Raw genomic sequence first — 15,381 nt, 5'->3', positions numbered from 1 at the left:
TCGTCAAGATGGTGTGGCGCTGCGAAGTGCCGCATCTAGCTGTGTGTCGGTCAGGCGGGTGATCTGGCCCGTCGCCGTCCACAGCAGGCAGCAGTCGATGGCATGCTGTGGATAAATCTGCTGCAAGGCCGCCCGATAAGCTGCCATTTGCCGCACGATCCCCGGGGGCACCTCTTGTGCCGTAGCGGGCACAACGGCGTTCGATTTGTAATCCAGCACACGGATGCGATTGGGTGTGATCACAAGCCGGTCGATGATGCCGTGGATCTGGCGCCCGTCCAGTTCTGCAATCGGGGCGGTGATTTCGACCTCTGCCAAGGCGTCGGGGCCCAGATAATCGGCCATCTCCGGCAATGTCAGGATCCGCACAGCGTCTGCCAGAAACGTCTCTATTTCGTCAGAAGTCGCACGGTCTTCACCGCCAGACAACAGCTCGCGGGCTAGGTCCGGCCAGGTGGCCCGGGGCCAGGAGGGCAGGTGTTCAAGCAGGCTGTGCAACAGGCGCCCACGGCGTTTTGCGGCGTCTTGGTCCAGAGTGTTTTCTTCACCCGGCAGCGCCTTTGGCCCGCCCAGATCCGAGGGTGAAAGCGGCGCAAGGGGCGGGGCGGGGCGGGGAGCGTGCCTGTCAAGCCAATCAGGCAGCGGCGGCGCGGGCTCCGGCGCATCTTCGACGGCTGCCGCACCCGCTTCGGGCCAGGAGCCATGGCTGAAACGCTGCACGGGGCCGAGCTCCTGCACGGCGGCAGATTGGGCATGAACAGTCTCTGTTCCTGCCTTTTTCATGCCCTCTTCGATCAGCGCATACCAGCTGTCCTCGCCACTCCCGGTCTCACCTGCCGCGGCAACGATCAGCCATTTTTCGGCCCGCGTCAGAGCCACATACAGCAGCCGCATCTTTTCTTCGCGCAGGCGCTGCGCTTCCAGTTCCTGCACGCCGCGCAAGGTTTCGGGGGCGAGCGCGGCCGAACTGTGCCAGCCCGCCATTCCCGGCGCGATCGGGTAGATCTCGTGCGACCGCGGGCCGCGGCCCTTCGCGGTGTCGGGCAGAATGACGATCGGCGCCTCCAGCCCCTTGGCCCCATGCACGGTCATCACCCGGATCGCCCGACCGCCGCCTTCCAGCTGGCGTTTGACCTCGACGTCATCGGCCGCAAGCCAGACTAGAAACCCGGTCAGACTGGGCACCTCGGTCTGTTCATAGCTCAGGGCCTGGGTGACCAGTTCGTCGATGCCATCCTCAGCCTCGCGCCCCAGCCGCGCAATCAGCCGGTCACGCCCACGATGGTTGTTCAACAGCCGCTCGATCAGGTCGAACGGGCGGAGGAAATCAGAACGATCGCGCAGATCCTGCAGGATTTCGAGCGTGCCGGGATGGATCGCGTCATTCTCGCGCAGGGCTTGCCACAGATAGCCTTTGCGCGGTTGCGCCAGACGGTAAAGCTCGGCCTCGGTCCAGCCGAACAGAGGCGAGCGCAGCGCCTCTGCCAGCGCCAGATCGTCTTCGGGCGTTGCCAGAAACGTCAGAACGGCGCGAATGTCCTTCACGGCCAGCTCTGCCCCGAGTTTGAGCCTGTCCGCGCCGGCAATCGTCAGTCCCGCGGCCTTGCAGGCGCGGATGATCTCGGCAAACAACGGCCCACGCCGCTGCACCAGGATCAGGAAATCCCCCTCATGCACGGGGCGCTGGCCGGTTTGCAGCGGAATCTGCGTGCCGCTGTCGATCATCGCGCGGATCTCGGCGGCGATCTTGCGGGCCAGAACGACGCGTTCTTCGTGCTCGCTGCGCAGGTCAATCGGGTTTTCCCAGTCCGTTTCCGCGGGCTTTTCGGATTTCGGAACAGGCGGCCACAGGTCGACCCGACCGGGCAGCCGGTCATGGAAGGCCAGATGTTCCGGCGCACCGCCCAATCCATCATTTTCCAGCGCGCTGAAGGTCAGGTCGGTCAACCGCAAGATCGCATAGGACGAGCGGAACGAATGCAGCAGATCGGCGCCAAGAAGCGGACGCTCCACAGCGGCGAATTTTTCCGAAAACAGTCTCTGCATCGCCTCAAAACGCAGCAGATCGGCACCCTGAAAGGAATAGATCGACTGCTTGCGGTCGCCCACGACAAAGATCGTCCGGCGTTCGCCCCGGGCCCCTTCGCCCGCGGTGAATTCGTCGGTCAGCCGCTCGATCACCGTCCATTGTCCGGGGCTGGTATCCTGTGCCTCATCGACAAGAATGTGGTCGATCCCGCCATCAATGCGGAACAAGACCCATTGCGCGACCGAAGGGTTCGACAGCAGCGCCGCGGCGCGCTCGATCAGATCGTCGAAATCCAGCCAGCCGCGTGCCGCCTTGCGGGCAGCCAGCCGGGGCAGGTAACTGCGGGCGAATTGGTGCAGGGCAAAACTGCGTTGGGCGGCGGCAAAACCCAGTTGCGCGCCGCGGGCCCGTGCGATCCGCTCCATAAAGGCGTGAAACGCCTCTGTCAGATCTTCGCCCAGTGCTTCGACGGCCTTTTTCGTCGGGATGCTGGCGGTTTTTGCCTCGGCCCGGGGCAAACCGCCGTCCTTGTAAAGAAACAGGTTGAACAGGGTGTCGAAGGTCCCGGCGTCCGGCGCGGTCCAGTCCACTGCCTGCAGGTTGCGGGCCAGATCCTGCATGGTCTTGCTTTGGCCCATCAGCACCGGCGCCACGCTTTGTACCAGATCGGCCTCGGACCCGTCGAAGGCGATCTGCGGCAGCGACGCGGGCGTGTAATCCCGCGGCAGACCGAAGGCCTCGAGCATGTCCGAAAGGTTCAGATCGGCAGAAAAACAGTCTCTGTGCTGGCTGATTTCGGCCAATAGGTCGGCAATGTCGCTGCCCGAAAAATACCGCGCGACCGCGTCGAAAAGCGGGGCATCCGGGCCCTGCACCAGTTCTTCCAGAATGTCGGCGCGCAGCACCGCAGCCGAGCGATCGTCGATTTCGGCAAACCCGTGGGGCACCCCGGATTCCAGTGGGAACCGACGCAGCAGTGCGGCACAGAACGAATGAATGGTCTGGATTTTCAGGCCGCCCGGCGTTTCAATTGCCTTGGCGAACAACCGCCGGGCCTGCGCCAGATGCGCATCTGTGATCACACCGTCTTCGCCCAGATCGGTCAGTTGTTGCCGCAGTTCAGCGTTGCCCAGCATGGCCCAGGCGCCCAGACGCTTCAGCAGGCGGTTCTGCATCTCGGTTGCGGCGGCTTTGGTGTAGGTCAGGCACAGCACCTTTTGCGGCTCTGTTCCAGCCAAAAGCAGGCGCGCGACCCGATCGGTCAGCACCTTGGTCTTGCCCGAACCCGCATTGGCCGACAGCCAGACCGAGTCGCTGGGCGCGGCGGCCTGAACCTGCCGTTCGCTTGCCGGGTCGCGCCGGGTCATTCCAGTGTCTCCGCTTTGGCCGGATCGCTCATTTCCCATTCGCCATAGCGCGAGAGGTGGTCGTAATCGCTGACATCGGTTTCCTTTTGCAGCGCCCGGCGCGCGGTATAGCCCTGATCGGGGCGCTGATAGGCGGCGATCAGCTGCTTCAGCTTGTCCCAGATCTGCGCGATGGTTTCCTCTTTCATCGCCAGCGTGCGGGTTTCGCCATCGCCGCCCAAGCGGATATAGGTCATCGGCCCGGCCGCTCGGGGGCCGATTGCCGCAAAAGCGCCGCGCTCGACCATCGCGGCCTCCAGTGGCAGCTGCTTGTCGAAATACAAAACCTCTTTGTCGCTGGGCAGCGTCCCGGATTTGTAATCGTAAACATGGGTGGTGCCATCGGGCAGAATGTCGATCCGGTCGGGCTTGGCCGTCAGCAGGAATCCCAGGTTTTCCAGTGCAACAGAGCCTTTTTTCTCGATGATCGCAGGCGCTCCCTCGGCGGCACGCTGTGCCTCGTCCGCGACGAATTTCGCCGCGATCCGGGCAATCCGTGCGTGCCACAGATGTTGCGCACTGGGCCAGGCGATCTCGTGGGCCAGAACCTCGCGCGATATCTGCAACAGCCGCGCTTCGCCCTTGGCCTGGGTTTCGCCCGGGGGGCGTTCCCTGACGAAATGCTCGACGATCTTGTGCAAGACCTGTCCGCGCAACCGCGGATCGGGTTCCGGGCGCAGCGGGTCGAGCGGCGCAAGGCGCAAAATGCGCCGCGCATAGACGGCGTAGGGGTCGCGGATCAGGGTCTTGATCGCAGTGACGGGCAATTCGCGGGGGCGCACCGCGACCGGGGGCCGGGGCGATGGCCGCGGCGCCGAGGGCAGGGTTTCGCGCGGCCTGCTGACGGCTTCGGCCAGCCGCAGCCAATCGTCCCCGCGCGCCTCCATCGCCTGCAAGGCCGCCGGACCGTTCTGATCCGGCAGACCGTTCAGCAGGTTGGTGAACCGATTGAGCCAGCGCGATGGCACGGTCTCGGCCTCGGAGCTGCGTCGCGCCCGGCTGAGCACGACTTGCGGCGCGGCAACGGCCTGTTGGAAATCATGCGCCGAGAGGCCGATCTTGCGTTCCGGCAGCAAAAGGCCTGAATCGAGCCGCATCTTGCGGCTCAGCCACGGGTCCGGGGACGGGGATTCAGGCCAGATGCCTTCGTTCAGGCCGGCCAGAAGCACCAGTTCGGCATCGTGGATACGGGCCTCCAGCGTGCCCAGCATCGCGATATGTGGATGCGCTTCGCGGGTCTGCCGCACGGTGCCGGTTTGCAGCAGACGATTGACCAGATCCGCATAGGCTGCGGGCGAATAGATCCCGCCGTGAGATGCCTCTTCGCGCAGCTCGGCAAACAGCAGGCGGCATTGCTCGCCGGCTTCTTCGCGCCACAGCCCGCTGGTTTCGGCGGTTCCGCCGGGGCCGGCGGCCAGCGCCTCGATTATCTGCAAATGTGTCTCTACGCAGGCGGAAAGTGGGGCCTCTGCGGTATTTTCAAATCCCTGTAGCGCCGCGCCAAGCCAGATAGCCCAGGCGTGCCGATCCGGGTCTTCGCCGCCTGCCCAACGCAGGAAATCGGCGTTTTCGGGGAAAGCCGGCCCGTTGCGGCGCAACTCCAGCTCGATTTCGCGGGTGAAGCGCAGATGCGCCCCGCGCAGGTTCGATCCGGTGGCCGTCAGTGGGTGCTTCAAGAGCACAAGCAGCGATTCCAGGGCCAGTTTGCGCCCCCGCAGCGCCGCGACATGGCGCAACAGGCGCCCCGGCGCAGTCTGGTGGAGCGGCTCCCCCGCGCTGTCATCGGGCACGATGCCCCACCGCTCCAGCGCGGCACTAACCCTGCGCGTCAGCATCCGGTCGGGCGTGATCAGTGCGGCCTTCACGCCGCGTTCGGCCGCGTCGCGCAGGATCAGTGCCAGTGCCAGCGCTTCGCGCCGCGCATCGGGGGCAGCCAGCAGTGTCACCTGCTCGCACGCCGGGCGCAGATCCCCCAGGGTGCGGCCCTCGGTCATCCATTGGTCGGTCACCGGGGCTGGCCGCAGCGCCAGAGACATCAGCGCATTGCGCTGCGGCGACGGCGGTGTGGCGTTGGTCCAGCGCGGCAACGCACCGGGAGAAAGTTCAAGCCGCTGCAGCAAAGCGTGCAGCCGGAACTGTGGGTGGTCTTCGTTCGGAAACGGCCCCGAACAGAGACTATTCCAGCCCGATTCCGTCATATCGAAGTCGAACCCGGGAAGAACGATCACCCCGTTCGGCAGTTGCGCAACCGCCTCCATCAGCAGCGAGGTGGTGCCACGAGAGGCGGTGGACCCCGCAACGATGATCGGATCTTGCGGCGGATTATGGCGCCACTGGGCAATCGTCGCCTCGACGATGCGGCGTTGGCGCGCGTCCGGGTCTGGGGCGGTGTCGGCTTCGAAGAAATGGGCGACGATCTTGATGAATTCGAGACTGTATTGCCAATGCCGCGCGTGGGTGTCGTCGATGTCGAGCCGCTCCAGTGCCGCGGGCGGCACCCCTTCGGTTTGCATCTCGGCCATCAACTCGGCAAGGCTGTCTGCGAGGCTGAAGATATTGCTGCCGGTCTCGAACCCCGGCAGGCGCTCTGTCAGCAGCGCGACCAGCTGGGCCAGTTCAAGCCTGCGGCGCAACGCAGGCACTGCTTGGGGCACGCCCAGCAAAGGCTGGCGCCCAAGGTCCGTTACCAGACGCAGCCGGGGCAGGAACCGCGCGCCGTGACGGTCGAATTCCTCGCGCACGCGGCGTTGGGTGCGGCCCGAGTTGAGGTAAAGCTGCACCCGCGCCATTGCCTCGGGGGGGCGATCTGCCATGCGGGCGATCAGACCGGCCACAAGCTCCCGGGCGAAATCGACCCCGGGGGGCAGGGCAAAGATCCGCGGCTCAGCCATCGGCCGCACCCAGCATCGCTTCGGCCAGGGGAATGCAGTCCGGGCGCCCGACGTCGCACCAGCGTCCGGGATAGACGGTGCCATAGGCACGCCCTTCGGAAATCATCCGGTCCCAAAGCAGGTTGAGAGAGAAAACCGCCTCTGGAATCGTCTCTATTCCAGCAGGATTCAGGGCCTGCGCCCCGGTATAGACATAACCCGTGCCACGGCTGATCCGGCCATCCGGGGCCAGCGCGAAATCGCCTTTGCCGGTGTGACCAAGGGCACGCTCGACCGGAACCAGAGCCAACAGCGCCGACATTCGTGCGCCTTGCCATTGCTCGCGCAGCTGTGTGATCACATTGGGGCCGCTCCAGACGGCATCGGTGTTCAGCGTCATCACCGGACCGGCGCCCAGCAGGCCAAGCGCCTTGCGCAACCCGCCGCCGGTTTCCAGAATGCGGTCGCGTTCATCGGAAATCAGCACATCCTGTCCGGCCAGATGCGTGATGATCTGATCGGGAAGGTAATGCACATTTGCCACGATGGGCCCGACATCGGCCGCGCGCGCCAGATCGAGTGCGTGCTCGATCAGGGGCCGCCCGGCGACCTGGACCAGCGGCTTGGGGCGCGATCTGGTCAGTTCCCCCATCCGCGTGCCGAAGCCTGCGGCAAACAACATCAATGCATCGGGTCTTTGCCGCATCGGTCCTGAATCCTTTGCATGATTTCTGCTGTGGGCGCCGGGAAGGCCGCGCGCGTGGTTCTTGTCAGATCCTGCAGGGCGGGGTGGGCAAGGTTGCGTTCGATATGGGCCCAGCAACGGGGCATCAGCGCGACATACTGCGCCTTGCCCATCGCGCGGCAGAGGCGGGCGAAAACGCCCAGTATCCGCAATGTGCGCTGCAGGCCAAGCAGCGCATAGATCGCGCCGAACCGTTCAGGGTCGAGCCCGCGTGCCTGCGCATAGGCCGCGCATTGCCGGGCCTCGATCGTGCCCGACACATCGCGCCGGACATCTTGCAGGGCCGAAACCAGATCATAGGCCGGATGGGTGGCCACCGCATCCTGGAAATCCAGCAGCCCAAGCCGCGCGGCGCCAGCCCGTCCTGGCAGCCAGAGCACGTTTTCGGCGTGGAAATCACGCAGGCTCAGCACCGGGGCTTCGCAATTCAGTTGCGTGTAGAGGGCGCCGATGGCATGCGCCAGGTCCTCGGCCGCCGCGGCAGAGGTGCAGGGATACCAGTCGGGGGTCAGGCGCACCAGTTCGGCCAGGCCGGGCCCGTCCAGCGGCGCCACGAAATCGGGGGGCGGCAGGCGGTGCAGATCCAGAAGAAATGCGGTGATTTCATCGTAAAGCGGGGCTTCACGGGCCGGGTCCTGCGCGATCAGCCGCGAAACCAGATCGTCGCCCAGATCCTCTAGCAGGAGCAGCCCCTGCGCCGTGCCATCGGCCAGAATCCGGGGGGCGGACAGGCCATTGCCGTGAAACCATCGGGCAAGTCGCACAAACCGCTGAATCTCGTCGCCCGGCTGGCTGATCATCAGAACCCCACGCTCGGCCCCGCGTGACAGCCGTTCATAGCGACGCGCCGAGGCATCGCCTGCCAGCGGGCTGCGCCGCGCCGTGCCCCAGCCTGCGGCGGTCAGGAAGGCGCCGGTCTTATCCATCAGGTGCGTCCAGGATATGCCGCAGCCGGTCCTGCCAGACCGCATCGCCCGAAAACGCGACACGCCGGGCGGCGCCCTCGTCGGTTGTTTCAAAGCGCAGGGTCAGTGCGGTGTCGGGCGCGAGCCCGGCCAGACGGTCGGGCCATTCGATCAGGCAGATTGCCGTTTCGAAAGCTTCGTCGAAGCCCAGTTCCAGCGCCTCGTCGGGGTGGCTCAGGCGGTACAGGTCGGCGTGCCAGATCTCGGTTCCGGCATCATAGACCTGCACCAGCGTGAAGGTGGGCGAAGGCACGTCTTCATGGCGCCCCAGCATGGCCAGACGGTACTGGATCAGGCTGCGCGCGAAATGGGTCTTGCCGGCGCCGATCGGACCTTCCAGCAGCAGCACATCCCCGGCCTGCAGCGCGGGCGCCATCTGCTGCGCCAGATATGCGGTCGCATCGGCATCGGGAAGATCGAGGAACAGGAAGGGCTGAGACATGGGCGCAGTTTTACCGCGCCCATGGCCTGCCGCAAGCTGTATCAGCGCGCGCTTTGGGCCGTTGCGCGCAGGTCTGCCCCCGGCGGCGGCGGATGCCCGGCTATCACAGGGCCCGGCGGCAGGGCGAAACTGGCCATCATCGCACCGCCGCTCATCGGCAGGAAACGGCAGCTCAGGCTGCGCCCGTCCAGCAGGGTCACCGTGTCGGCAATCGGCTGGCGAGTGCCCACCCTTGCCGAGAAGTCGCGTGCGTCGGCCCAGACAGGGCTGCTTTCGCACTGACTTTGCCAGATTCGCAGGGCATCGGTCATGGTGACGCGTCCAAGCGTCGTGTCGGGTTCGACCCCCCAAAGCCGGCCATAGGCGCGGTTCGACAGGGCCAGTTCGCCCGAGGGCAGAAAGACCGCGACGGCCTCGGACATCAGGTCCAGAACCTCTTGCCCCATTTCCAGTTCGGCGCGGAAGCGGCGGGTCAGCGACACTTCCGAAGAAATATCCTCGAACAGGAAGGCCACGGCGCCGTCGGGGTGCGGGCGCCCGGTGACGCGATAGGTCTGGCCCGAAGGCAAGGTCCAGGTTTCGGAATGAAACCCGGCGGCGGCAGCCTGTTCCAACTCGGTCATCTGCAGCCGCCAGCTGCGATAATCCTTCGGCTCCGGCATCATCCGCGCCTCGCGCAGCCGGTCGAGAAAGGCGTAAAGCGTGGGGCGTGCAGACAGGAATTCAGGGCCCAGCTGCAACAGGTCGATCAGCGCGGGGTTGAACAGTTGCAACTGGCGCTGACGGTCGAAGATTGCAAGGCCGATGGGCAGATCGGCAAAGGTCTTGGTCAGCGTCTGCACAAAATCGCGCAGCGCTTTTTCCGCGCGCACGGTGGCATCGGCGGGCAGGGCGAAATGCAGCGCACCCCCTTCCAGCGGGAAGCTGTGGCAATCGAACCAGGCGGGCTTGTCCTCCGCCCCATCGAGCCGCATCCGCCGCGAACCGCCCAGCGTGGTGGCTGTATCAAGGTTGAACAGTCGCGGCAGCGGCCAGACCAGCGCTTCTTCGGTATCCTCCAGCGCGCCAGAGCGCAGGATATAGGCCCGGTTCGCCCAGGTCAGCGTGCCGTTGGCATCTTCGCGCCAGACCAGAGCGGGGGAATGATCGAGCGTCAGGCGCAGCAGGTCCAGTTCATCTTCGAGCGCGCGTTGCGACAGGCCGTCGACCAGAATGCCGCGGCCCTCGGCCTCGGGGTCGATCAGGGTGATCCGCGCCAGACCGTTCACATCCTCGGCGATCAGCTTGAGCTGGCCGTGATCTTCGGCGCCGGGGCTGGAGCAAAGTTCGATATGCCCGCGTTCGGCCAGCGCCGACATCGCCCTGGCAAAGCCGTCAAAGCGAGGTGCGAGGAAGGCCGACAGCCGGGCCCATTCGCTGGCCGCCATCGGCGCGGCATCCAGCAGCGCACGGGCCGGGCCGGTCGCGTCGACCAATTCCTGATCGTCGAACAGAAACACGGTCTGTTCAAGCACCGGATGCGCCAGCCCAAGGCCCCCGGGGGCCGCCGCCCTGCGATGGGTCCAGACCGAGAGCAACAACAGCGCGATCAGCGCCGAGCCGACCGAGGTGACGACGATGATGAGTGCCTGAATCCATTCAACCTGCATTTGCGCAGCCTTTTTGCCTCTGTCCCGAGACCGAGCTTCGCGGAGAATGGTTAATGTGCCGTTAAGGCTGATAAAACAGCCGGGCGAGAGGGGTGCTCCGGCTCAGGCGATCGGCTGATTTTGTCCCAAGGCACCGATATCGGCCGAGAGCAGCCTGTTGGCGGGCCATTCCGCCTCGACGATCGCGCCCGAGCGGACAGGGTGTTCGGGGTCGTTCAGAAACGGATCGGCGCCATTGGTGAATCGCAGCCGCGCACCGGTGCGCTCCAGCAGGGTCTTGGCGATGAACAGGCCCAGGCCCATGCCTTCATATTCCGGGCGCTGGTCGCGGTCGCCGCCGCGCGTATGCAGGAACGGATCGCCGATACGTCCCAGCACGCCCGGAGCATAGCCCCGGCCATTGTCGGCAATGCGCACGGTGATTGTCTTGTCGGTCCATTCCGCATCGACCCAGACCGTGGTTTGCGCGAAATCGACGGCGTTCTGGATCAGGTTGCGCAGCGCATGGATCAATTCGGGGTAGCGATAGATCATCGGTTGGCGATCGCTGCCGCCGGGGCCCGGACCAACGTCAAAATAGATGTCCTTGCCGCGATCCATATGCGGTTCGGCGGCTTCGCGCAGCACCGCCAGCAGGGGCGCGGTGCGCAGATGCAGGTCATCCTTTCCCGCCCGCCCCATCGACCGCAGGATGTCGCGGCAGCGGTCGGCCTGTTCGCGGATCAGCATCGCATCGTCGTGCAGTTCGGGGCGGTCGCCCAGTTCATCGGCCAGTTCCGAAGACACCAGCTTGATCGTCGCCAGCGGCGTGCCCAGTTCATGCGCGGCGGCGGCCACCACGCCGCCCAGATCGGTCAGCTTCTGTTCGCGCGCCAGGGCCAGTTGCGTTGCCAGCAGCGCGTCGCCCATCGAATGGATCTCGCTCGAAATCCGGTAAGCATAGGCCCCCAGGAAGGCCACGCCGATCACGATGGCCAGCCAGAAGCCGAATTCGACCACCGTTGGCATCGCGATCACCTCGCCCGAAAGGGTCACCAGCGGCAGGTGAAACCAGCTGACCAGCGTGATCATGGCAATCGTTGCCACCCCCAGCAGGATCGTCGGGCGCCGTTCCAATGCGGTGGCGGCGATGGTCACCGGCACCAGAATCAGCAGCGCAAACGGGTTGTTGAGCCCGCCCGTCAGCGCCAGCAGGACCGCCAGTTGCGCTGAGTCGAACAGCAGGGTGGCCGTCACCTCGGCCTGGCTCAGCCGCCGGCTTTCGGGAAACAGGAAGATCGCAACGATATTCGCCGCGACCGAGGCCCCGACGGTCGCCAGACACAGCGCCAGATCCAGCGCGATTTCATAGCAGCACCATGCAACGAAAATCGCCGCAATCTGCCCGATGATCGCGGTCCAGCGCAGGAAGATCAGGGTGCGCAGGCGAACCCAATCGTGGTGGGCTTCGGCCAGTCGTGGCCCCGCCTCGAAACGGTCGGGCATTCTTCCTCCGCGATCAGACCGAAATAGGTCTGGTTGTCACATTCACCTGTGGACTATTTGATAGTAGCCTCACCGCGTGCAATCAATGCTTGACGACGAACAGGAAACGCCATGTCCCTTTCTCCCCGCACCGCAGCCATCGCGGCCACCGCAGTTGCCATTCTGGCGCTTGGCGGCATGTGGTTCGCCTCGCAAGGCCCCAGCGACGACATGTTCGCACAGTGCCGCCGCGGGGTCGTGGGGGGCGGCGGGCAGTTGGGCGGGCCGTTCACACTGGTTTCCGAAACCGGCGAGACGGTGACCGACAAGGATGTCTTCACCAAGCCCAGCCTGCTTTATTTCGGCTATACCTATTGCCCCGATGTCTGCCCGCTGGACAATGCCCGCAACGCCGAGGCGACGATGCTGCTGGATGAACGCGGCTATGACGTGACGCCGGTTTTCGTTTCGGTCGACACCGAACGCGACACGCCCGAACTGCTGCGGGAATTCACCGATATCATGCACCCGCGGATGATCGGGCTGACCGGCTCGGCCGAGCAGGTGGCGGCGGCTTCCAAGGCCTATCGCACCTATTTCAAGGTGCAAAGCCCGGGCGACCCCTACACCCTGATCGACCATTCGACCCAGACCTATCTGGTGTTCCCCGAAATCGGCTTCGTCGATTTCTTCAACCGCGACACCAGCGCCGAAGAGATGGCCGACCGCGTGGCCTGCTTTGTCGATGCCTGGAAGGGTGCCAAATAAGCCCCTGGCAAACATGATGCAGAAATTGACCATTTTTCTCTGAACGCTTAGAACCTTTCAAGGAACCATGCGGGGGAGCACAATGGCCGAGGATGAATTCGCGGAACTGGGGCCCGATCGCACGCTTTTGCTGGTCGATGACGATGTTCCGTTTCTGACCCGGCTGGCCCGTGCGATGGAGAAACGCGGCTTTCAAACCGAGACGGCCGAAACGGTCGCCGCGGGGAAGGCCATCGCGCAAAGTCGCCCGCCCGCCTATGCGGTGGTCGATCTGCGGCTGGAAGACGGGAATGGTCTGGATGTGGTTGAAGCGCTGCGCGAACGCCGCCCCGAGGCGCGCATCGTCGTGCTGACCGGCTATGGCGCGATTGCGACGGCGGTCGCCGCGGTCAAGATCGGCGCCACCGATTACCTGTCGAAACCGGCCGATGCGACCGACATCACCAACGCATTGCTGGCGCGGGGCGAGGCCTTGCCGCCGCCGCCCGAAAACCCGATGAGCGCGGATCGCGTGCGTTGGGAACATATTCAGCGCGTTTATGAGCTGTGCGACCGCAATGTGTCGGAAACCGCGCGTCGGTTGAACATGCACCGCCGCACCCTTCAGCGCATTCTGGCCAAGCGCAGCCCGCGCTGAGCCCCGGGACAGAAAAGCCCCCGCGCCGATCCGATCCGGCGCGGGGGCTTTTTGTTGTCGGATTGCCTTTCGGGCCGTTATTCGGCCACGCAATCCGCGAAATAGACCTTCTGCCCGTCGGCGCCGGTTTCCTGCACCAGACCGTGGATATCGGTCTCGAACCCCGGGCATTCGCGGGCGAATTCGCGGTTGAACTTCAGATATTCCACGATCTTGCGGTTGAACACCTCGCCCGGGATCAGCAGCGGAATCCCCGGCGGATAGGGGGTCACGAGGCTGGTGGTGATCCGGCCTTCCAACTCGTCGATCGGCACCCGCTGCGTGGTGCGGCGCGCGATATGCGAAAAGGCATCGGTCGGCGTCATCGCGGGGGTGTGGTCGCTCAGATACATCTCGGTCGACAGCACGGCCACGTCGTATTTGGCATAAAGCGTATGCACATGCTGGCACAGATCGCGCAGGCCCATCTGTTCATAGCGCCGCTGCGTCGCGCAGAATTCGGGCATCACGCGCCACATCGGCTGGTTCTTGGCGTAGTCATCCTTGAACTGTTGCAGCGCGGTCAGAAGCGTGTTCCAGCGGCCCTTGGTGATGCCGATGGTGAACATGATGAAGAAACTGTAAAGCCCGGTCTTTTCGACCACGACCCCATGTTCGGCCAGATATTTCGTGACGATCGAGGCCGGAATCCCGGTGTCCTCGAACCGGCCGTCCAGGTTCAGGCCGGGGGTGATGATTGTGGCCTTGATCGGGTCGAGCATGTTGAAGCCAGGTGCCATGTCGCCAAAGCCGTGCCAGCTGTCCTCGCCATCGGCCAGATGCACGCCGTCTTCGTCGGTGCGGCGCAACACCCAGTCCTTGGTGCGGCCGATGCCCTCTTCTTCCAGTTCCTCGGGGCCCCAGACCTGGAACCACCAGTCGTCTTCGCCGAATTCTTCATCGACCTTGCGCATCGCGCGGCGGAAATCCAGCGCCTCGAGGATGCTTTCCTCGACCAGCGCGGTGCCGCCCGGGGGTTCCATCATCGCCGCCGCCACGTCGCAGCTGGCGATGATCGAATATTGCGGGCTGGTCGAGGTGTGCATCAGATAGGCTTCGTTGAACAGATGCCGGTCCAGCTTGGTATCCTCGCTGTCCTGCACCAGAACGTGGCTGGCCTGCGAAATCCCGGCCAGCAGCTTGTGGATCGACTGGGTGGCATAGGTCACCGAATGCTTGGTGCGCGCGCGCTTGCGGCCCATCGCGTGATAGGTGCCATAGAAGGGATGGAAGGCGGCGTGGGGCAGCCAGGCCTCGTCGAAATGCAGGTTGTCGACATAGCCGTCCAGCAGGCCCTTGATGACCTCGGTATTATACAGAACCCCGTCATAGGTCGATTGCGTCAGCGTCATGATCCGCGGCTTGACGGTTTCCGGGTCGACCCCGGCCAACAGCGGGTTGGCGCGGATCTTGGCCTTGATGCTGTCGATCTCGAATTCGCTATACGGGATCGGGCCGATGATGCCGTGATGGTTGCGCGTGGGTTTCAGAAACACCGGAATCGCGCCGGTCATGATGATCGAATGCAGGATCGACTTGTGGCAGTTGCGATCCACGACCACCACATCGCCGGGCGCCACGGTGTGATGCCACACCATCTTGTTGCTGGTCGAGGTGCCGTTGGTCACGAAATAACAATGGTCGGAATTGAAAATCCGCGCGGCATTGCGTTCCGACGCACCGATCGCGCCGTTATGATCCAGCAACTGGCCCAGTTCCTCGACCGCGTTGCAGACATCGGCGCGCAGCATGTTTTCGCCGTAGAACTGATGATACATCTGCCCGATCGGGCTTTTCAGGAAGGCCACGCCGCCTGAATGCCCCGGGCAGTGCCACGAATAGGACCCGTCCTCGGCGTAATCCAGCAACGCGCGGAAGAACGGCGGCTGGATGCTTTCCAGATAGCTTTTCGCCTCGCGGATGATGTGTTTTGCCACAAAGTCGGGCGTATCCTCGAACATGTGGATGAAGCCGTGCAGCTCGCGCAGGATATCATTGGGCAAGTGGCGCGAGGTCTTGGTTTCGCCATGCACATAGATCGGCACGTCGGCGTTTTTCCAGCGCACCTCCTCGATGAAGGCGCGCAGTTTCTCGACCGCCGGGTCAAGCTCGGGGCCGGGGCTGAATTCCTCGTCGTCGATCGACAGAACGAAGGCCGAGGCGCGCGATTGCTGCTGCGCGAATTGCGACAGATCGCCGTAGCTGGTGGCACCCAGCACTTCGAAGCCCTCGTTTTCGATGGCTTCGGCCAGGGCGCGAATGCCCAGCCCGGACGAGTTTTCCGAGCGGAAATCTTCGTCGATGATTACGATGGGGAAGCGGAATTTCATGACGTTCTCCTATCGGAAAAACAGCAGATGTGGCCGA

General features: G+C 64.4%; 10 protein-coding genes. 2 read left to right on the top strand and 8 right to left on the bottom strand.

Annotated elements, in window-relative coordinates; translation table 11 throughout:
- Positions 1-3 precede the first annotated feature (3 nt).
- The 7 genes from addA to P2G62_RS10275 form a co-directional block, all read right to left on the bottom strand.
- The gene (gene addA / locus P2G62_RS10305; RefSeq protein ID WP_275734812.1) at positions 4-3,396 is read right to left on the bottom strand and encodes a double-strand break repair helicase AddA; all 3,393 of its coding nucleotides are present in this window, start codon (positions 3,394-3,396) and stop codon (positions 4-6) included.
- Positions 3,393-6,326, bottom strand: coding sequence for a double-strand break repair protein AddB (gene addB / locus P2G62_RS10300; protein WP_275734811.1), 2,934 nt, complete (start codon positions 6,324-6,326; stop codon positions 3,393-3,395). The genes addA and addB overlap by 4 nt, the downstream gene beginning before the upstream one ends.
- Complete coding sequence (locus P2G62_RS10295) at positions 6,319-7,011, bottom strand: nucleotidyltransferase family protein (RefSeq protein WP_275734810.1); 693 nt, start codon at positions 7,009-7,011, stop codon at positions 6,319-6,321. The genes addB and P2G62_RS10295 overlap by 8 nt, the downstream gene beginning before the upstream one ends.
- Positions 6,987-7,976, bottom strand: a complete 990-nt coding sequence (locus P2G62_RS10290) for a phosphotransferase (protein ID WP_275734809.1) — start codon at positions 7,974-7,976, stop codon at positions 6,987-6,989. The genes P2G62_RS10295 and P2G62_RS10290 overlap by 25 nt, the downstream gene beginning before the upstream one ends.
- The gene (gene tsaE, locus P2G62_RS10285; protein ID WP_275734807.1) at positions 7,969-8,457 is read right to left on the bottom strand and encodes a tRNA (adenosine(37)-N6)-threonylcarbamoyltransferase complex ATPase subunit type 1 TsaE; all 489 of its coding nucleotides are present in this window, start codon (positions 8,455-8,457) and stop codon (positions 7,969-7,971) included. Before tsaE ends, P2G62_RS10290 begins: the two co-directional genes overlap by 8 nt.
- 41 nt (positions 8,458-8,498) lie before the next feature.
- Positions 8,499-10,106, bottom strand: coding sequence for a PAS-domain containing protein (locus P2G62_RS10280; protein ID WP_275734806.1), 1,608 nt, complete (start codon positions 10,104-10,106; stop codon positions 8,499-8,501).
- Between the two features lie 102 nt (positions 10,107-10,208).
- On the bottom strand, positions 10,209-11,591 hold the full coding sequence (locus P2G62_RS10275) for an ActS/PrrB/RegB family redox-sensitive histidine kinase (protein WP_275734805.1): 1,383 nt from the start codon (positions 11,589-11,591) through the stop codon (positions 10,209-10,211).
- A 111-nt stretch (positions 11,592-11,702) separates the two neighbouring features.
- Here P2G62_RS10275 and P2G62_RS10270 point away from each other — a divergent pair, with 111 nt between their 5' ends.
- Positions 11,703-12,338, top strand: a complete 636-nt coding sequence (locus P2G62_RS10270; protein ID WP_275734804.1) for an SCO family protein — start codon at positions 11,703-11,705, stop codon at positions 12,336-12,338.
- A gap of 82 nt (positions 12,339-12,420) precedes the next feature.
- Entirely contained in the window at positions 12,421-12,975 is a 555-nt protein-coding gene (locus P2G62_RS10265) for an ActR/PrrA/RegA family redox response regulator transcription factor (RefSeq protein WP_275734803.1), read from the top strand.
- A 77-nt stretch (positions 12,976-13,052) separates the two neighbouring features.
- Here P2G62_RS10265 and P2G62_RS10260 read toward each other — a convergent pair whose 3' ends face one another.
- Positions 13,053-15,344 (bottom strand): arginine/lysine/ornithine decarboxylase, encoded by a 2,292-nt coding sequence (locus P2G62_RS10260; protein ID WP_275734802.1) that lies wholly within the window; start codon positions 15,342-15,344, stop codon positions 13,053-13,055.
- Positions 15,345-15,381: the final 37 nt, after the last annotated feature.

The sequence above is a fragment of the Paenirhodobacter sp. CAU 1674 genome, from assembly GCF_029222945.1.
Lineage (GTDB): Bacteria > Pseudomonadota > Alphaproteobacteria > Rhodobacterales > Rhodobacteraceae > Rhodobacter.
This window is presented reverse-complemented; position numbering and strand designations above follow the sequence as displayed.

Excerpts from the sequence above, each read along its gene's own strand:
- P2G62_RS10270 (WP_275734804.1), top strand. The coding sequence starts at position 11,703 with ATGTCCCTTTCTCCCCGCACCGCAGCCATCGCGGCCACCGCAGTTGCC.
- addA (WP_275734812.1), bottom strand. The coding sequence starts at position 3,396 with ATGACCCGGCGCGACCCGGCAAGCGAACGGCAGGTTCAGGCCGCCGCG.
- tsaE (WP_275734807.1), bottom strand. The coding sequence starts at position 8,457 with ATGTCTCAGCCCTTCCTGTTCCTCGATCTTCCCGATGCCGATGCGACC.
- P2G62_RS10290 (WP_275734809.1), bottom strand. The coding sequence starts at position 7,976 with ATGGATAAGACCGGCGCCTTCCTGACCGCCGCAGGCTGGGGCACGGCG.
- P2G62_RS10260 (WP_275734802.1), bottom strand. The coding sequence starts at position 15,344 with ATGAAATTCCGCTTCCCCATCGTAATCATCGACGAAGATTTCCGCTCG.
- addB (WP_275734811.1), bottom strand. The coding sequence starts at position 6,326 with ATGGCTGAGCCGCGGATCTTTGCCCTGCCCCCCGGGGTCGATTTCGCC.
- P2G62_RS10265 (WP_275734803.1), top strand. The coding sequence starts at position 12,421 with ATGGCCGAGGATGAATTCGCGGAACTGGGGCCCGATCGCACGCTTTTG.
- P2G62_RS10295 (WP_275734810.1), bottom strand. The coding sequence starts at position 7,011 with ATGCGGCAAAGACCCGATGCATTGATGTTGTTTGCCGCAGGCTTCGGC.
- P2G62_RS10275 (WP_275734805.1), bottom strand. The coding sequence starts at position 11,591 with ATGCCCGACCGTTTCGAGGCGGGGCCACGACTGGCCGAAGCCCACCAC.
- P2G62_RS10280 (WP_275734806.1), bottom strand. The coding sequence starts at position 10,106 with ATGCAGGTTGAATGGATTCAGGCACTCATCATCGTCGTCACCTCGGTC.